Consider the following 16,977-nt stretch of genomic DNA (forward strand, 5'->3'; position numbering starts at 1 on the left):
CGGGCGTTGCTCTAGTTCGACGCCTTCTCCTTCATGCGCACGACGCCCGCGTTCTTGGCGTCCTCGTCCTTGGCGTAGACGATGCGGCCGTCCTGCACCTTGCCGAACACGACCATGTTGCGGGTGATGGCGTTGTGGTCGGTCTTGGTGAAGGGGTGGTCGTAGGTCGTCACCACGCCCTCGACCTTCTCCTTCAGGTCCTCCAGCGCCGCGCGGATCTTCGGCCCGTCGGTGCCGCCGGCCTGCTTGATCGCCGCGGCCAGCAGGTAGACCGAATCGTAGCCCTGCGCGCCCGCCACCGGGGTCGGGATCTTGGAGACCTTGTAGGTGGCGTAGTAGCCCTCGAGGAAGGCCTTGCGCCGGGGCAGGGTCTTATCCTCGATGAAGGTCTGGGGCATGGTCACGCCGTTGCCGTTCGGCCCGGCGATGTCGATGAAGCTCTGCATCGAGGACGGCCACGAGGTGATCATCGGCACCTTCCAGCCGAGCTTGGCCATGCCGTTGGCGATCTGGCCGAGTTCCGGCCCGATCCCGTAGGCCAGGATCACGTCCGCGCCCGCCGCCTGCGACTTCAGCAGCTGGGGCGTCATGTCGACGTCCTTGATGTTGAATTTCTCTACGGTGACCGGGGTCACGCCCTTGGTCTTGAGATATTTCTCCAGATCCTCGCGCCCGAGCTGGCCGTAATTGGTGGAATCGGCCAGGATCGCGATCTTCTTGAAGCCGCGGGTGATCGCCTCGTCGGCCATCATGCCGGCCTGCAGCACGTCGTAGGCCGAGGTCCGGAACACGTAATTGGCGTCGTAATCCGGCGGGTTGAACTGGTTGGTGATGATCGTGCCGGTCGCCACGTTGTTGATCACCGGGATCTCGGCTTCCTGGTAGAAGCGCTGGGCCGCGAGCGCCACGCCGGTGTTGATGAAGCCGAGCGTGGCGACGACCTTCTCCTTGTTGATCAGTTCCTGGGCGACCTGGGCCCCGACCTCGTTCTTGGCCTCGTCGTCGCGCTCGACGATCTGGAGCTGGCGGCCGAGCACGCCGCCCTTCTGGTTGATCTCCTGCACCGCGAGCCGCACGCCGTCGCGCATCGACACGCCCATCGACGAGGATCCGCCCGTGAAGGGCCCGGACACGCCGATCTTGATGGGGTCCGCGGCCCGGGCCGGGCCGGCGAGGATCGTCGCGCAGGCGAGCGCCGCCGCGAGGGCGGTGACGGGCAATCGCATGAGGGTCTCCTCCGAGGTCGCTTCTTTGCTTGCCGGCCCGTTGGGATCGGACCTTGGGGCCGGGATGAAACGGGAATTGGCAGCGCTTGTCGACTGCGTCTTTAGATGTAGACGCTGGGGCCCGAGGCGTCCCGCGCGCCCTCGCGGCGCGCGACAGCTTGCGGATGTCACGCGCCGCGATGCACGCCCGCGGCGAGAACTCCGCGGGCGCAAGCAAAGCCGCCGGCGGCGCGGCGCGGGGCCGGGCGGCCGACTCCCCGGCCTTGACAGGTGACCAAGAAGTCACATAACCACGCGGCATGGATCGGGTCTTCGAAGCTCTGGCGCATCCGGCCCGGCGGGCGCTGCTCGATCTCCTGGTCGCGCGCGACGGCCGGACGCTGGCCGACCTGCACCGGAACGGATCCGCCCCGATGACGCGGTTCGGGGTGATGAAGCACCTGCGCGTGCTGGAAGAGGCCGGCCTCGTGACGGCGCGGCGGCACGGGCGCGAGAAACTCCACTACCTCAACCCGGCTCCCATCCAGCAGGTCGCGGACCGCTGGATCAGCCGGTTCGCCGCGCCGTTCGTGCGCACCATGGTCGACATCAAGGATCGGCTCGAAGGCAGCGATCCGCAGCACGGGAGATCTCCTGCGATGACCGAAGCGGCCCCGCGCCACGTCTACGAACTCTACATCGCGGCGACGCCGCAGGCGGTGTGGGACGTGCTGACGGACGACGCCAAGACCCCGCTCTACCAGCACTTCAACATGACCTCGCGCACCCAGTGGCGGGTCGGGGGCGCCATCACCTTCCTGATGGGCGAGCGCCCGGTGATCGTCGGCGAGATCGTCGAATTGTCGCCGCCGGGGCGCCTCGTGATGAGCTTCCACGCCCGCTGGTCGCCGGAGGTCGCCGCCGACGCGCCCTCCCGCGTCACCTGGGAGATCACCCCGGCGGGGCCGAAGGCCTGCCGGCTGAGGCTGATCCATGACGGCTTCGCCGGGGACACCGCCACCGCGCGGGCGGTCACCGCGGGCTGGCCCGAGACGCTGTCGCGCCTCAAGACGCTGATCGAGACCGGCACGCCCCTGGAGGTCGAGGCCGCCTACGCGCCGGCCGCCGGGTAGCGGGCCGGCACGGCGCAGGCCCGCTCACCTCCACGCGCCCGCCTGGAGCAGCGCCCGGTCACGGTGCAATCGGGCGCAGGTCTCGATCTTCGATCCTGCCGCCTTGTCTTCGACGGACCGGCATCCGCTTCGTCGGACAATGCTCTCCGCATCATTCGCCGAAGCGGTCACCGGTTCGGCGGCGAACCGAAGGACCGCGTCGGCGAGAAACGCCGCGAAGCCAAGAGACCCAAGCAGAAGTGCCCCATGCCATTCTGCTCAGGGGGCGGCCTTGCCCGCCTCGTCCTTGGCCGGGACCTGGGTGATGCCGCCGATCACCCGGACCGGACGGTTGCCGGAATCCGGCGGGGTCTTCCAGCCGGGATCGGCGGCGGGCGCGTTCGCCGCGACCGCGGGCTTGGCGGGCTCGGGCGCGGCGTCGCGCTTCAGGGCCGGCCTCGGCTCGACGAGGGCGGCCGGGCTCTCGACGGGCTTCGGCGCCGGCTTGGCGGTCCTGCGCGGCGCCGCGGGGCGGCGGATTGCGGGATTGTCGGGATTGAGTCCGAGCGGGTTCGCGTCCCGCGCGGCGCTCGGGGTCGGCGCCGGGCGCGCGGCCTGGGGCAGGCTCCGCTCGGGCTGCGGCAGGGGCCGGGCGGCGAGGCGGGGCTCCTCCGGCAGCGGCCCGCCGCGGCCGTAGGACGGGATGCGGGGAAGCGGCACGACCTCGGGGTCCCGCGGCAGCGGCCGGCCGAGGTCGCCGGGCGGCGCGATGCGGGCCTCGGCCTCGGTCCAGCCGTAGCCGGGGCGGCGCGCGCCCGGGACGATGCCCGGCGGGTAGAGGGGCGCCTCGATCCGGTCGCGGTCGAGCACGCGGCCCGAGCGCGCATCGACCGTGAGCCGGACCCGGTTGCCCCAGGGCGAATCGGCATCGAGCGTGTAGGTGTCGCCGTCGAAGCGCGGATGCGTGAAGCCCCGGTAGCCCTCGCGGCCGAGCCGCGCCAGCACGGCGCGGGGCGCGAGCACCGCGTCCACCTGCTCGGCCTCGTAGGAGACCTGCGCGCGGGCGGGCGAGGGCGCCGCGACGCCGAGCAGGGCGATCAGGCCCGCGAAGGCGAGCGCGGCCGCGGGGGCCGCGCTCCGAGTCGACCGCAGAGCGATCATGTCCCGCATTCCCTTGGTTTCGGGGCGGTGGGGTTCTCTCCCCGCATCCCCTTGTGCTCGGACCCGGCGAGTTAGACCTGCCGATTGGGGCGGGAATGCGGGGAGATCGCGACGCGCGTCCTCCCGCGGTCCCGCGCGGGCGGGGCCGCGGGAGACGCATCGCGCGGGACCGCGCCGGACGGCGTCAGAAGGCGCCGTCGCCGAAGGGCCGGTAGCGGCGAATCCCGGGCGAGCGGCGCGGCCCGAACGGGCGCTCCGCCTCGGGCGGGCGGTAATCGGCGCCCGGATGTCCCCGGCCGGGCCGGTACTCGGCACCCGGATGGCCCGCGCGCGGCCGGTACTCGGCGCCGTGCCGGTGGCGCCCCCGGGAGCCCGCGGCGCCGTGCCCGCCGAACTCGCCCCGGCGGATCCCGCCGCGGCCCGGCGCCCGCGGGCCGCCGTGGTGGCCGCGGCGAAAGCCGCCGAATCCGCCGCGGAAACCGCCGAATCCCCCGTGATAGCCGCCGCGGAAGCCGCCCCAGCCGCCGTGGAAGCCGCCGCCGTGGAAGCCGCCGCCGTGGAAGCCGCCGCCGTGGAAGCCGCCGCCGTGGAAGCCGCCCCCGTGGAAGCCGCGCGCCTCCGCCGATGGCATCGCGGCGAGGCCGAGGCCGAGCACGGCGAGTGTGATGATGACCGATCGGATCATGCGCTGTTCCAGACGTCTCCCGGACTTCCGTGTTCTGTCAGGCTGGCATCTCGGACGGATCCGTCGAGCGTCTTCAGCTGGACTGGTTAACCGGGCGCCGGTCGCGCGCTCCCGGGCGATGCCCCGGTGATCGCTCCGGCGCCCGGCGCGGCGCCGCGCGTCGCCTCGATTGCGGTCGAGCGGCGTCGCGCGACGGCGCACGGTCGCGCCGCCCGCTCCATCCTGTCCGCGCGCCCGTCGCCGCGATCTCGCCCCGATACGCTGGGACATCTCCGGCGATGCCCTGACGGACTCCGTTATGATCCCCAATGACTCAATTTTACTGAAGTTTAAGGTTTCATTAACACATCGTCACCCGTTTGGATGATGGCAGAATTACCCTGCCGTGATTTGATCACACGAGGTGATCGCAAGTCTGGACCATGAAATGGGGATGAAACCGTCCATCTGCACTGCCGACGATCGGGCCGGCGCGGCGAAACGCTGGGGCGCTCCGGCCGGGTGGGGGCGGGGGAGCCTCACGCGCCTCGCGCCCGGCGTGATCGCGCTCAGCCTCTCGCTGCTGACCTCGCCGGTCTCCGAGATCGTGCGGGACCGCTCGCCGCGGCAGGGGGCGTGCGAGGCGGCCCTGCACGATGTCGGCCTGCGCGAGGAATACGCTCATACCGACCCGCTCCTGATCGAGCAGACGATCGGGGACGAGGACGCGCTCCAGAGGGACCTCGACGCCCTGACGGCCGGCTGCCAGTCCTAGCCGCCTCGCCTCGTCTGGCCGACGCGCGACCGGCAGCGCTCCCGCGACGCGTCGGGCCATCGCCGCCTTGAGGGCAGGCTCCGCCCGGACCGCGCCGCCCCGCTTGGGCCGGCTCCGGAGCCGGCGCGAGGGGGGGGCGCGCCGGAACCGCGCTCACTCCCGCGCGCCCGCCGCCCGCCTGAGCGTCGGCAGCCCGATCCCGGCGGCGTCGAACCCGCCATCCACCGCCAGGATCTGGCCGGTCACGTAGGCGGCCCGCGGACCGGCGAGGAACAGGATCGCCTCGGCGATCTCCTCCTCCAGCCCGTAGCGGTTGAGCGGCACCGCGTCGTGGTAGTCGGCGCGGATCGCCGGGCTGTGCACGGCCTTCGCCATGGCGGTGTCGACCGGGCCGGGGGCGACGGCGTTGACCCGGATGCCGAGCCCGGCGAGCTCGACTGCCTGCTGCTTGGTCAGGTGGGCGAGCCCCGCCTTGCTGGTTCCGTAGGCGACGCGCAGGGTCGAGGCGCGCAGCCCCGAGATCGACGTGATGTTGACGATCCCCCCGCCGCCCGTGCGGGCCATCACCGGCGCGGCGGCCCGGGCGCAGAGGAACGGCCCGGTGAGGTTCACCGCGAGCACGCGCGCCCACTCGGCCGGGCTCGTGTCGAGGAGCGGCTTGAACACCGCGACCCCGGCATTGTTCACCAGGGCGTCGAGCCGGCCGAAGCGGTCGGCCGTGGCCGCCACCGCCCGCTCGACCCCGGCCTCGTCGGAGACGTCGCAGGTGAGGGCGAGGACGCGCTCGGGCGCGTCGAGCCCCGACGCGGCCGCGGCCAAGCCCTCGGCGTCGATGTCGAGGAGCGCCACCCGCCAGCCGTCGCGCAGGAAGAGCCGCGCCGTCGCGAGCCCGATGCCGCGGGCGGCGCCGGTGACGAGGGCGGTGCGGGCGGGCTCGGTCATGCGGGATCTCCGGAGGGGGATGGCGGCGCGTTGCGCGCCATGAAGGTTTCGGGCGAGCCCTGCGCCGCGTCCACGAAGACGACGTCGGTCGGTGCCCGGCGCGGCGTGTCGATCGAGAGGAAGACCACGGGCTCGGCCAGGATGCGCGGCAGGGCGTGCACGGTGCCGCGCTCGAAGACCAGCAGGTGGCCGGGCCCGAACTCCGCCTCGGCCGCCGGGTCGCCGATCCAGAAGGTGCCCCGCCCCGAGACCACGTAGAGGTACTCGTCGCATTCCCGGTGGAAGTGCGGCGGCGTCGGCCGGTAGACGCGGAAGACCCGCGCGCTCGCCGCCTCGCGGTCGGTCAGGTAGGTGTCGGCCAGCATCGTCTCGGCGGTGGCCGGCAGCGCCAGCGCCTCCGCGATGATGTCGAACCGGCCCGTGGCGGGCGTCCTCTCGGCCATCGTCTCCTCCCGCGGCCAGAGTGGACGCTCGGCCGCCCGCGCACAACCGGGGCGCGCCGATGCCCGGCGGACCGGGTTGTGGAGCGGGCCAAAAAAAAGGCCGCTCTCGCGAACGGCCCGAAGTCTAGGGAGGAAACGCCCAAGGAGGGCTGCGAGACCGCGACGCCATCGCGATCTCGCAATGCAACATTTAAGGCGCGCTGCAAAAACCGCAAGCGGAATTTAATGCGCGCCCCCGCTTCGCGCGCATGGCCGCCTCACGCTGTGCGCAGCAGCTCGGCTATTTCGCGCTTGAGGTCGTCGCGCAGGTCGTCGCGCGCGAGGGCGTAGGCGAGGTTGGCGACCAGGAAGCCGAGCTTCGAGCCGGTGTCGTAGGTCTTGCCGCGGTAGCGCATCCCGTAGAAGGCCTGGGTCTCGGCCAGCCGCTTCATGCCGTCGGTGAGCTGGATCTCGCCGCCCGCGCCCTTCTCGCCCCGGCCGAGGATGTCGAAGATCTCCGGCTGCAGGATGTAGCGGCCCGAGATGATGAGGTTGGAAGGCGCGGTGCCCCTCGGCGGCTTCTCCACCATGCCGGTGATCTCGAACGTGTCGCCGAAATCCTCGCCCACGCTGACGATGCCGTACTGGTGGGTCTGGTCGTGGGGCACCTCCTCGACCGCGATGACGTTGCCGCCGTGGCGCTCGTAGGCGGCGAGCATCTGCCGCATCGAGTCGCGGCTCAGCATGTCGGGCAGGATCACCGCGAAGGGCTCGTCGCCGACGATCTCGCGGGCGCACCAGACCGCGTGACCGAGGCCGAGCGGCGCCTGCTGGCGGGTGAAGCTGGTCTGCCCGGCCTGCGGCAGGTCGCGCTTCAACTCCTCGTAGGCTGCCTGCTTGCCGCGCTCCTGCAGGGTGCGGTCGAGCTCGAAGGCGATGTCGAAATGGTCCTCGATCACGCCCTTGCCGCGGCCGGTCACGAAGATGAAGTGCTCGATTCCCGCCTCCCTCGCCTCGTCGACCACGTGCTGCACCACCGGCCGGTCCACGACCGTCAGCATCTCCTTGGGCACCGCCTTGGTCGCCGGGAGGAAGCGGGTGCCCAGACCCGCGACGGGCAGGACTGCTTTGCGAATGGGCTTCATCATGCGTGATCCGGTGAGACGAGGTGGGTCGGGCGAGGCCCCGCGCCGCTTAAGGCATAGCGCGCCGCGCCGCTACGGGACAGTTCATTGACGTGCGAGCGTCCGGCGTTAGTGATCGACCACGATGTGAAGCGGGGAGAGAGCGAGATGGCGGTTCTGGTGACGGGCGGCGCCGGCTACATCGGCAGCCACATGGTTCTGGCGCTGCTCGATGCGGGCCAGGACGAGGTCGTGGTGCTCGATGACCTCTCGACCGGCTTCGCCTGGGCGCTGCCGCCGGAGGTGACCCTCGTGCGGGGCGACATGGGCGACCAAGCCCTGGTTGCCGAGACGATCCGTCGCCACCGGGTCGACGCGATCGCGCATTTCGCCGCCAAGATCGTGGTGCCCGACTCGGTCGCCGATCCGCTCGGCTACTACCTCAACAACACGGTGAAATCGCGGGCGCTGATCGAGACCGCTCTGCGCGAGGGCGTGCGCCACATCATCTTCTCCTCCACGGCCGCCGTGTACGGCGAGCCCCCCATCGTGCCGGTGCCCGAGGACCTGGTCACCAACCCGATCAACCCCTACGGCCGCTCGAAGCTGATGACCGAGTGGATGCTGGCGGACGTGGCCAGGGCGCACGGGCTCACCTACGTGGCCCTGCGCTACTTCAACGTGGCGGGGGCCGATCCGCGCGGCCGCTCGGGCCAGTCGACGCCGAACGCCACCCACCTGATCAAGGTCGCCACCCAGGCCGCGCTCGGGCGCCGCAGCCACCTCGAGGTGTTCGGCACCGACTACCCGACGCCGGACGGCTCCTGCCTGCGGGACTACATCCAGGTGTCGGACCTCGCGGACGCGCATCTCGTGGCGCTGAACCACCTGCGCGGCGGCGGCGAGAGCCTGACCCTGAATTGCGGCTACGGGCGGGGCTACTCCGTCCTGGAGGTGATCCAGGTGGTCAAGGAGGTGTCGGGCAAGGATTTCGAGGTGCGGCTGTCGCCGCGCCGGCCGGGCGACCCCTCGCAGATCATCGCGGCGGCCGACCGCATCCGCGCGCGCCTCGGCTGGCAGCCCAAGCACGACGACCTGCGCGAGATCGTGTCGCAGGCCCTGGCCTGGGAAGAGGCGCTGGCGCGGCGCAACCAGTCCTGACCCGATGCGGCGCGCGCTCCCGGCGGCCCTCGCCCTCCTCCTCGGCCTCGCTGCCGCCCGGGCCGAGGACGGGTTCCGCGGCTTCATCGAGGGACTTCGGCCCCTCGCGACCGCCCGGGGCGTCGCGCGCGAGACCTTCGACGCCGCCTTCCGGGAGGTGACGGCGCCGGATCCGGCGGTGCTCGCGCGCCTGCGGCGCCAGGGCGAGTTCAGCCGCCCGGTCTGGGAGTACCTCGCCGGATCCGTCTCGACCGCGCGCGTGGCGCGCGGCCGGGCCGAGGCGGCGCGGCGGGCCGAGCTCCTCGCCGGCCTGGAGGCGCGCTACGGGGTGCCGGGGCCGGTCCTCCTCGCCGTCTGGGGCATGGAATCGGATTTCGGGACGGGGACGGGCAGCGTCCCGACGGTGCGCGCGCTCGCCACCCTGGCGCAGGCGGGGCATCGCGGCGACCTCTTCCGCGACGAGCTGCTGGCCGCCCTCGACATCCTGCAGCACCACGACGTCGGCCCCGAGGGGCTGAAGGGCTCCTGGGCGGGGGCGATGGGGCAGACGCAGTTCCTGCCCTCCGTGTACCTGCGGGCCGCGGTCGATTTCGACGGCGACGGGCGGCGGGACATCTGGAATTCGGCGCCGGACGCGCTCGCCTCGATCGCGAACTTCCTGCGCCAGGCGGGCTGGCAGCCGGGGCTGCCCTGGGGGCTGGAGGTGCGGCTGCCCGCGGGCTTCGACCTGTCGCGCCACCGCGGTTCCCTGGCGGAGTTCGCCGCCCGCGGCGTGGCGCGCGCGGACGGGGCGGCGCTGCCGGCCGCCGGCGAGGCGAGCCTGTTCCTGCCCGGCGGCCTCGGCGGGCCGGCCTTCCTGATCACCGTCAATTTCGAGGCGTTCCGCGCCTACAACACCTCGGACGCCTACGCGCTGGCGGTCGGCCACCTCGCCGACCGCATCGCCGGCGGGGGGCCGCTCGCGGCGCCCTGGCCGATCCGGGCGCCGCGCCTCGACGCGGCCGGCCTCGCGGCGCTCCAGCGGGGGCTCGCCGCGCGCGACCTCTACGCGGGTCCCCTCGACGGGCGGGCCGGGCCGAAGCTGCGCGAGGCCGTGCGCCGCTACCAGACCGCCGCCGGGCTCCCGGCGGACGGCTACGCCACGCCCGCCCTGCTCGACCACCTGCGGCGCGCGCCCTGACCCGGGCGCCCGTGCGGGCCCGGTCCGGCGGGTGCCAGTCCGGCCCTCATGCGTTATCGTGCGCGCTCACCGGTCGAGCGAGGCGGAGATGGTCGGCGCATGAGGTGGCGGAGGATCGCGGAACTCGGACTGCGCGGCCTCGTCTGCGGCGGGCTGCTCGCGGGCGCCGGTCCGGCCCGCGCGCAATGGTGGGGCGGCGACGAGGGCTACCCGCGCCAGGATCCTTACGGCGCCCGCTCCCGCGGCTACGACGACGGCTACGGGGGACGGCAGGGCTATGCGCGGCGCCCGCCCGCGCCGGCGCCGCAGCCGCAGCCGCAGCGCTACCGCTGGCCCTGGGAGGACGACCCGGCCCCGCAGGCCGCCCCGCCGCCGCCGCCCGCGCAGGGCGGCTATTACGGCGGTTACCGCACCCCGCGGCCGCGCTTGCGCGAGGCGCCCCGCGACGTGCGCGAGGCCCCGCGCGAGGCCCGTCGCAGCCGCGAGGGGCGCTCGGTCCAGCGGCCGAAACCCCGGCCCGCGCCGGTCGTGGCGGCGGCGCCCGCCCCGAAGCCCAAGACCAACCCGTCGGTGCAGATCGCGGTCTTCGGCGATTCCCTCGCCGACCTGCTCGGCAAGGGGCTGGAGGCGGCCTACGAGGCGAATCCCGACATCCTGGTGATCCGCAAGGCCAGGGGCGACAGTGGTCTCGTGCGCAAGGACGTGGTCGATTGGCCGAAGGCCGCCGAGGATTACCTCAAGGCCAACCCGAAGCTGACCTACGCGGTCGTCATGGTGGGCGCCAACGACCGCCAGTCCCTGCGCGACGGCGACGCCACGGTCGATCCGCTGAGCGATCGCTGGAGGGCGGTCTACCGCGACCGGGTCGACGCGCTGCTCAAGGTCTTCAGCGACGCCAAGGTGCCGGTGATCTGGGTCGGCGAGCCGCCGATGAAGAACGAGGGCCTGTCGGCCGACCTGATCTCCATCAACGAGATCGACCGCGACCGGGTGCAGCGGGCGGGCGGGGTCTACGTGGACATCTGGCCGGCCTTCGTGGACGACCAGAACCGCTACGCCGCGAGCGGGCCGGACCTGGAGGGCCAGACCGCGAAGCTGCGCACCGCGGACGGCGTGCACTTCACCCAGGCCGGCGCCCGCAAGGCGGCCCATTTCGCCGACGTCGAGATCAAGCGGCTGATGGAGCAGCGGGGCGGCGCCCCGAGCGTGCCGGACGCGGTCGCGGCCGCCCCCGCACCGGCTCCGGCGCCCGCCGACCCGGCGGCGGCGCGCCTCGACGACGACGCGGCGATCGACCGGCTGCTGACCGCGATGCTGCCGAGCCTGCCCGAGCCGCCGGGCATCCCGGCCCTGCCGGTCAAGCCGCCGGCCGGGCCGGTGGTCCCGCTCACCCGCAACGAGGTCTCGCCGGGCGGGCAGCTCGTCAGCGGGCGCCCGCGGATCGAGGGCGAGGCCGGCTACACGGTGGAACGCGCGCTCACCCGGGGCGCCCCGCCGAGCCCGCAGCCGGGGCGGGCCGACGATTTCCGCTGGCCGCGCAGCTGAGGACCGCCCCGGCGGAATCGCCCGCGCGCTCCCGCGGGCGCCGGCGCGCTCCCGCGGGGCCCGGTGCGGCCCGCGTCATACGACATCCGGTTGAGTGCTTCGCTATGCGGATGTCGGCTTCGCTCAGGCGCCGCGCTCAGGCGCCGCGCAGGCGCGTGATCCGGGATCCGCTTCGATCAAGCCGATCCCGGATCAGGGCGTCGCCAGCTGGGCGAGGCGCGCGGCGAGTTCGTTCTTGCGGAACGGCTTGGTGAGCCGCGGCAGGTCGGCCGCGACGCCGTCGCTCTCCGCGTAGCCCGAGACCAGGAGCACGGGCAGGCCAGGCCTCGCGTGCCGGAGCGCCCGGGCGAGTTCGGTCCCGGTGATGCCCGGCATCAGGTGGTCGGTCACGAGCAGGTCGAAGCGCTCGCCGCCGCGGACGAGGCGCATCGCCTCCTCGCCCGATGCGGCCTCGATCACCGCGTAGCCGAGGTCGCCCAGCATGTCCGCCGTGCTCATGCGCACGAGGTCCTCGTCGTCGACCAGGAGCGCGGTCCCGCGCGGGGACGCCGCCGCGGAAGGCTGCGGCGCGGGCTCGGCCAGGTCCGGGGCCGCGTCGCTCCGCGGCAGCCAGAGCTCGACATTGGTGCCGAGCCCCGGCCGGCTCTGGATGGTGAGCGCGCCGCTGAGCTGGGAGGCGAGGCCGTGCACCATCGAGAGGCCGAGCCCCGTGCCCTTGCCAACGCCCTTGGTGGAGAAGAAGGGCTCGACCGCCCGCGCGAGCGTCGCCTCGTCCATGCCGGTCCCGCTGTCGGCGACCGACAGGCGGATGTAGGGGCCCGGCCGGAGCGTGGTGCGGTGACCGGGCCCGACCGTCTCCGCGCGGGCCGAGATCCGCAGCGTGCCGCCCTCCGGCATGGCGTCCCGCGCGTTCACGCAGAGGTTCAGGAGCGCCATCTCGATCTGGTTCGGGTCGGCCTTCGCGGGCGGCAGGGCGTCGGGCGCGTCGACGGCGACCCTGATCTGCGGGCCCATCGTGCTCGCCACGAGGTCGCCCATCCCGGTCACCAGCTTGGCGACGTCGACGGGGATCGGCTGCAGCGGCTGCCGCCGCGCGAAGGCGAGGAGCCGCTGCACCAGCGTCTTCGCCCGCTCGGCCGACTGCATGGCGCCCGCGATGAGGCGCTGCTCCCGTTCGCCGCCCAGGCCCCTGCGCTGGAGCATGTCGAGGGAGCCGACGATCGGGGTGAGGAGGTTGTTGAAGTCGTGCGCGACGCCGCCGGTGAGCTGGCCCATCGCCTCCATCTTCTGCGACTGGCGCAGCGCCTCCTGTGCGGCCTCCAGCTCGGCCCGGCGCTCCTTCTCCTCGGTGACGTCGCGGGTGACCGAGTAGAGCTTGCCGCCCTCCGGCACGGCCACCCAGGACAGCCAGCGCCAGCCGCCGTCCCGGGTGCGGTAGCGGTTCTCGAAGTGCAGGACGGGGCTGCCCTGCCGGATGGCGTCGAAGGCCGCGAGGCTCGCGCCGACATCGTCCGGGTGCACGAGTTCGGCGTAGGGCCGTCCCTCGATCTCGCTCGTCGGCCAGCCGAGCGCCGCCGTCCAGGCCGGGTTGGCCGCGGCGAAGGCCGCCGTGTCAATGTCGATGACCGAGAGCAGGTCGAGGCTGAGCTGCCAGATCAGGCCGCGCTCGCGGGTGCGCGCGACCACCTCCCGCTCGAGGTCGGCGTTGAGCGCCAGCAGCGCCTCCTCGGCGAGCTTGCGGTCGTGGATGTCGACCGAGGCCCCGAACCAGCGCACCACCTCGCCGGTGACCGGATCGCGGGAGGGCTCGGCGCGGACCAGGAACCAGCGGTAGGTCCCGGCGGCCGAGCGGATGCGGTGCTCGACCAGGAAGGTGCCGCCCGATCGCCTGGCCTCGCCGAAGGCCGCCATCGTGGCCTGCGCGTCGTCCGGGTGGACGTGGGCGGCGGCCACCGCGGCGGCCGTCGTCGGCGCGTAGGGCGCGCCCGTATAGGCCGTCCACTGCCTGTTGAAGAACTCGGTGCGGCCCTCGGCATCGGTGATCCAGACGATCTGGGGCACGGCGTCCGCCATTTGCCGGAAGCGCGCCTCGCTCTCGCGCACGCGCTCCTCCGCCTCCCTCGTCGCTGTCACGTCCCGGGACACCGCGAGGAGCTTCTCCGGCCGGTCGTCGGGCCCGTCGATCGAGGTGACGATCACGTCCCACCACCGCGGCGTGCCCCTGGCGGTGGTGGCGAGGCCCTGGAAGCGGCCCGTGCCGCCGCGCCGGGCCTCCCGGATCGCCGCACGGGCCTGGTCGCGCCCCTCGCCCTGCCAGAAATCGGGCCAGTGGGCGCCGCGGATCAGGCCGAAATCCTCGACCGCCATCGCGCACATGCCGCCCTCGCTCATGAATTCGAGGCGGCCGTCGAGGCTGAGCACCTTGATGCAATCGGCCGAGCTCGCGAGGATGCGGCGGTTGAACTCCTCGCTGGCGCGCAGCCGCTCCTCCGCCAGCACCTGGCCGGTCGTCTCCGTGCAGGCGCAGAACATGCCCACGACCGCGCCCTCGTCGTCGCGCAGGGGCGAGTACGAGAAGGTGAACCAAGTCTGCTCGTCGTGGCCGCGCCGGTTCATGACCAGCGGCAGGTTCTCGGACCAGGTCGCCTCGCCGGCGAGCGCCGCCGCGATCAGGGGTTCGATCTCGGCCCAGATCTCCGTCCAGATGTCGCGGAAGCGGCGACCGAGCGCGGCCGGGTGCTTGTCGCCGAGGATCTCCGCGTAGGCGTCGTTGTAGAGGAAGCCGAGGTCCGGCCCGAAGGCGACGAACATCGGGAAGCGCGAGCCGAGCATCAGGCCGACCGCCGACCTCAGGCATTGCGGCCAGGTCGAGGGCTCGCCGAGCACCGATCCCGACCAGGGCCGGGCGCGCATCGCGGCGCCCATCACGCCGCCGCCGGTCAAGAAGGCGGGGGCGTCCCCGTCCCGCCCAGGCATCCCCCTCCGCACGGCCCCCTCCGCCCCAGGCCCCGCCGCCATGCTGACAGGCGTCGCGCTGGTCCCCCGGGGGAGATCTTGGGCGCTCGCCGGCCTCATCAAGGTCCGGCCCTCCCGGGCGTCCCGCACCCCGCCCGGCACGCCCCGCGAATGCGCGGATCGTGCTCGCGTCCCCGGACAAGCCCGGTCGGAGACCCGCGCTTCCCCCTCGCGAGGCAATCCCAAGTTGCCCATTCGCGGCAACTCGCCTACGGCCGCAGCGATGCGCTCCTCTCCCGAGGCGTGGACGGCCCCGCGCGATCCCGGCATCGGCACGGCATGAACGGGCACGGCACGGGCGGGCAGGACACCGGCGGGCAGGACACGGGCGGGCACGGCATGGGCGACCTCTCGGTTCTCGACTTCGCGGCGCTCGCGGCCTTCCTCTGCGCCTGGGTCGGTTACGGCCTCGCCCTGGAGCGCGTCGGCGGCACCCGCACCAGCCTCAACCGGATGATGAACCGCTACCGCCACGCCTGGGCCGAGCAGATCGCCACGCGCGAGATCCGGGTGGTCGACACCACCATCAACGCCTCGCTGCAGAACGGCACCGCCTTCTTCGCCTCGACCTCGCTGATCGCGCTCGGCAGCGTCCTCACCCTGACGCGCTCGACGGACGAGGTGCTGACCCTGTTCTCGACCCTGCCCTTCGGCATGCAGACCACCCGCGCCACCTGGGAGATCAAGGTGACGGGGCTGGCGCTGATCTTCGCCTACGCGTTCTTCAAGTTCGCCTGGGCCTACCGGCTGTTCAACTACGGGGCCATACTGATCGGCGCGGTGCCGCCGCGGGGCGGCGACCCGGACGCGATCCGCCGGGCCGTCCGACGGGTGGCGCGCATGAACGTGGTCGCGGGCAAGCACTTCAACCGGGGCATGTACGCGTTCTTCTTCGCGCTGGCCTATCTCGGCTGGTTCGTCGGCCCCTCCGTGCTGCTCATGACGACCGCGGGCGTGCTCATCGTGATGTGGCGGCGCCAGTTCAGCTCGAGCGCCCGCGATTCCCTGTCGGACGTCTGATCCGGGATCCGGTTGATCGAAGCGGATCCCGGATCGCGAGCCCGCGCCGGCGCCTCACAGCGGCAGCGTCGTCGCCCCCATCAGGGCCTCGTCGATCGCCCGCGCGGCCTGCCGGCCCTCGCGGATCGCCCAGACCACCAGCGACTGGCCGCGGCGCATGTCGCCCGCCGCCCAGACCTTCTCGTTCGAGGTCCGGTAGCTGGTCTCGTCCGCCTGCACGTTGCCGCGGCGGTCGCGCGCGACGCCGGATTCCTCCAGCAGGCCCCGCGCCACCGGACCGGCGAAGCCGATCGCCAGGAAGACGAGGTCGGCCGGGAGCAGGAACTCGGTGCCGGTGATGGGCTGGCGCTTCTCGTCGACCCGGGCGCAGACCACGCCCTTGACCCTTCCCTTCTTGCCCTCGATGCGCAGGGTCGCGGCCTGGAACTCGCGCTCGGCGCCCTCGGCCTGGCTCGACGAGACCCGCAGCTTCGTCGCCCAGTAGGGCCACACGGCGAGCTTGTCCTCCTTCTCGGGCGGGCGGGGACGGATGTCGAGCTGGGTCACCGACAGGGCGCCCTGGCGGAAGGCGGTGCCGACGCAGTCGGAGGCGGTGTCGCCGCCGCCGATCACCACCACGTTCTTGCCCGCCGCCAGGATCGGCGCCTCGGCGGCCAGCGCCTCGTCCTCGGATCCGACCCGGCGGTTCGACTGCACGAGGTAGGGCATCGCGTAGTGCACGCCTTCCAGGTCCTGACCCGGGAGCTGCGGGTTGCGCGGTTCCTCGGCCCCGCCGGCGAACAGCACCGCGTCGAACTCGTTGTGCAGGCTCGCGAAGGAGCGCGTCACGCCGACATTCACGCCGTAGTGGAACTGCACGCCCTCGGCCTCCATCTGCCGCACCCGGCGGTCGATGTGGCGCTTCTCCATCTTGAAGTCGGGGATGCCGTAACGCAGCAGGCCGCCGGCCTTCGCCTCGCGCTCGAAGACGTGGACCTCGTGACCGACCCGGGCGAGCTGCTGGGCCGCCGCGAGGCCGGCCGGGCCCGAGCCGATGATCGCCACCCGCTTGCCCGTCCGCAGCTGCGGCGGCTCGGGCACGACCCAGCCCATGCTCCAGGCCTTGTCGGCGATCGCCTGCTCGATCGTCTTGATGGTGACCGGCTGGTCCTCAAGGTTGAGGGTGCAGGCCTCCTCGCACGGCGCCGGGCAGATGCGCCCGGTAAATTCCGGGAAGTTGTTCGTCGAGTGGAGGTTGCGCGACGCCTCCTCCCAGTCGGCGTTGTAGACGAGGTCGTTCCAGTCCGGGATCTGGTTGTGGACCGGGCAGCCCGTCGGACCGTGGCAGAACGGGATGCCGCAATCCATGCAGCGGGCCGCCTGCTTCTTCAGGTCGTGCTCGTCGAGCGGCAGGGTGAATTCGAGGAAGTGGCGCACGCGGTCGCCGGCGAGCTGGTACTTCTGCTCCTGGCGGTCGTATTCGAGGAAGCCTGTGACCTTGCCCATCGGTAAACTCGGAGGAAAGAAGGGGAGAGGGCCGCGCGGCTCAGGCGAGCGCGGCGGCCGGTGAGAATGCACTTGGCGGGCCGGGGGCCCGGACGCGACGCCCGAGCCACCCGCGCGAGGCCGCGCCCGGGCCGGGACGGGGCCCGCCCGCGCGTCGCGCGGCCGG

At 72.9% G+C, this 16,977-nt stretch carries 14 protein-coding genes; 6 read left to right on the plus strand and 8 right to left on the minus strand.

Going from position 1 to position 16,977, the window contains the following annotated elements; translation table 11 throughout:
- Nucleotides 1–11 precede the first annotated feature (11 nt).
- Entirely contained in the window at nt 12–1,226 is a 1,215-nt protein-coding gene (locus M446_RS08500; protein WP_043701007.1) for an ABC transporter substrate-binding protein, read from the minus strand.
- A 299-nt stretch (nt 1,227–1,525) separates the two neighbouring features.
- On the opposite strand from M446_RS08500, the gene M446_RS08505 reads away from it, so the two are divergent.
- Entirely contained in the window at nt 1,526–2,338 is an 813-nt protein-coding gene (locus M446_RS08505; protein WP_012331695.1) for an ArsR/SmtB family transcription factor, read from the plus strand.
- Nucleotides 2,339–2,596: 258 nt separating this feature from the next.
- On the opposite strand, the gene M446_RS08510 is transcribed toward M446_RS08505, so the two are convergent.
- Together M446_RS08510 and M446_RS08515 are read right to left on the minus strand one after the other, a co-directional pair.
- A complete protein-coding gene (locus M446_RS08510) occupies nt 2,597–3,478 on the minus strand; it encodes a hypothetical protein (protein ID WP_265576566.1) in 882 nt (293 codons plus the stop codon).
- 184 nt (nt 3,479–3,662) lie between these two features.
- On the minus strand, nt 3,663–4,163 hold the full coding sequence (locus tag M446_RS08515; RefSeq protein WP_012331697.1) for a hypothetical protein: 501 nt from the start codon (nt 4,161–4,163) through the stop codon (nt 3,663–3,665).
- Between the two features lie 433 nt (nt 4,164–4,596).
- Between M446_RS08515 and M446_RS08520 the strand changes: the two genes are divergently transcribed.
- Nucleotides 4,597–4,917 (plus strand): hypothetical protein, encoded by a 321-nt coding sequence (locus M446_RS08520; RefSeq protein ID WP_018261954.1) that lies wholly within the window; start codon nt 4,597–4,599, stop codon nt 4,915–4,917.
- 153 nt (nt 4,918–5,070) lie between these two features.
- Here the strand turns inward: M446_RS08520 and M446_RS08525 are convergent, their stop codons facing one another.
- The 3 genes from M446_RS08525 to galU all read right to left on the minus strand — a co-directional run bounded on the left by M446_RS08525 (nt 5,071) and on the right by galU (nt 7,426).
- The gene (locus M446_RS08525; protein WP_012331699.1) at nt 5,071–5,859 is read right to left on the minus strand and encodes an SDR family NAD(P)-dependent oxidoreductase; all 789 of its coding nucleotides are present in this window, start codon (nt 5,857–5,859) and stop codon (nt 5,071–5,073) included.
- Complete coding sequence (locus tag M446_RS08530) at nt 5,856–6,302, minus strand: cupin domain-containing protein (RefSeq protein ID WP_012331700.1); 447 nt, start codon at nt 6,300–6,302, stop codon at nt 5,856–5,858. Before M446_RS08530 ends, M446_RS08525 begins: the two co-directional genes overlap by 4 nt.
- A gap of 257 nt (nt 6,303–6,559) precedes the next feature.
- Entirely contained in the window at nt 6,560–7,426 is an 867-nt protein-coding gene (galU, locus tag M446_RS08535) for a UTP--glucose-1-phosphate uridylyltransferase GalU (protein ID WP_026190816.1), read from the minus strand.
- A 147-nt stretch (nt 7,427–7,573) separates the two neighbouring features.
- On the opposite strand from galU, the gene galE reads away from it, so the two are divergent.
- The 3 genes from galE to M446_RS08550 all read left to right on the plus strand — a co-directional run bounded on the left by galE (nt 7,574) and on the right by M446_RS08550 (nt 11,291).
- A complete protein-coding gene (galE, locus tag M446_RS08540; protein WP_012331702.1) occupies nt 7,574–8,566 on the plus strand; it encodes a UDP-glucose 4-epimerase GalE in 993 nt (330 codons plus the stop codon).
- A gap of 4 nt (nt 8,567–8,570) precedes the next feature.
- A complete protein-coding gene (locus M446_RS08545) occupies nt 8,571–9,746 on the plus strand; it encodes a lytic murein transglycosylase (RefSeq protein WP_012331703.1) in 1,176 nt (391 codons plus the stop codon).
- Between the two features lie 99 nt (nt 9,747–9,845).
- Entirely contained in the window at nt 9,846–11,291 is a 1,446-nt protein-coding gene (locus M446_RS08550) for a DUF459 domain-containing protein (protein WP_012331704.1), read from the plus strand.
- 192 nt (nt 11,292–11,483) lie between these two features.
- On the opposite strand, the gene M446_RS08555 is transcribed toward M446_RS08550, so the two are convergent.
- Nucleotides 11,484–14,267 (minus strand): PAS domain-containing protein, encoded by a 2,784-nt coding sequence (locus tag M446_RS08555; RefSeq protein WP_012331705.1) that lies wholly within the window; start codon nt 14,265–14,267, stop codon nt 11,484–11,486.
- Between the two features lie 378 nt (nt 14,268–14,645).
- On the opposite strand from M446_RS08555, the gene M446_RS08560 reads away from it, so the two are divergent.
- Nucleotides 14,646–15,326, plus strand: coding sequence for a DUF599 domain-containing protein (locus M446_RS08560; RefSeq protein ID WP_026190815.1), 681 nt, complete (start codon nt 14,646–14,648; stop codon nt 15,324–15,326).
- Nucleotides 15,327–15,380: 54 nt separating this feature from the next.
- Here the strand turns inward: M446_RS08560 and M446_RS08565 are convergent, their stop codons facing one another.
- Nucleotides 15,381–16,811: a glutamate synthase subunit beta gene (locus tag M446_RS08565; protein ID WP_012331707.1), complete on the minus strand. Its 1,431-nt coding sequence runs from the start codon at nt 16,809–16,811 to the stop codon at nt 15,381–15,383.
- Nucleotides 16,812–16,977: the final 166 nt, after the last annotated feature.

Source organism: Methylobacterium sp. 4-46 (assembly GCF_000019365.1).
GTDB lineage: Bacteria > Pseudomonadota > Alphaproteobacteria > Rhizobiales > Beijerinckiaceae > Methylobacterium.

What these genes read in the sequence shown, in the direction of transcription:
- M446_RS08515 (WP_012331697.1), bottom strand. Translation starts at nt 4,163, where the DNA reads ATGATCCGATCGGTCATCATCACACTCGCCGTGCTCGGCCTCGGCCTC.
- galE (WP_012331702.1), top strand. Translation starts at nt 7,574, where the DNA reads ATGGCGGTTCTGGTGACGGGCGGCGCCGGCTACATCGGCAGCCACATG.
- M446_RS08555 (WP_012331705.1), bottom strand. Translation starts at nt 14,267, where the DNA reads ATGCCTGGGCGGGACGGGGACGCCCCCGCCTTCTTGACCGGCGGCGGC.
- M446_RS08565 (WP_012331707.1), bottom strand. Translation starts at nt 16,811, where the DNA reads ATGGGCAAGGTCACAGGCTTCCTCGAATACGACCGCCAGGAGCAGAAG.
- M446_RS08525 (WP_012331699.1), bottom strand. Translation starts at nt 5,859, where the DNA reads ATGACCGAGCCCGCCCGCACCGCCCTCGTCACCGGCGCCGCCCGCGGC.
- M446_RS08510 (WP_265576566.1), bottom strand. Translation starts at nt 3,478, where the DNA reads ATGATCGCTCTGCGGTCGACTCGGAGCGCGGCCCCCGCGGCCGCGCTC.
- M446_RS08530 (WP_012331700.1), bottom strand. Translation starts at nt 6,302, where the DNA reads ATGGCCGAGAGGACGCCCGCCACGGGCCGGTTCGACATCATCGCGGAG.
- galU (WP_026190816.1), bottom strand. Translation starts at nt 7,426, where the DNA reads ATGAAGCCCATTCGCAAAGCAGTCCTGCCCGTCGCGGGTCTGGGCACC.
- M446_RS08505 (WP_012331695.1), top strand. Translation starts at nt 1,526, where the DNA reads ATGGATCGGGTCTTCGAAGCTCTGGCGCATCCGGCCCGGCGGGCGCTG.
- M446_RS08550 (WP_012331704.1), top strand. Translation starts at nt 9,846, where the DNA reads ATGAGGTGGCGGAGGATCGCGGAACTCGGACTGCGCGGCCTCGTCTGC.
- M446_RS08560 (WP_026190815.1), top strand. Translation starts at nt 14,646, where the DNA reads ATGGGCGACCTCTCGGTTCTCGACTTCGCGGCGCTCGCGGCCTTCCTC.
- M446_RS08500 (WP_043701007.1), bottom strand. Translation starts at nt 1,226, where the DNA reads ATGCGATTGCCCGTCACCGCCCTCGCGGCGGCGCTCGCCTGCGCGACG.
- M446_RS08520 (WP_018261954.1), top strand. Translation starts at nt 4,597, where the DNA reads ATGAAACCGTCCATCTGCACTGCCGACGATCGGGCCGGCGCGGCGAAA.
- M446_RS08545 (WP_012331703.1), top strand. Translation starts at nt 8,571, where the DNA reads ATGCGGCGCGCGCTCCCGGCGGCCCTCGCCCTCCTCCTCGGCCTCGCT.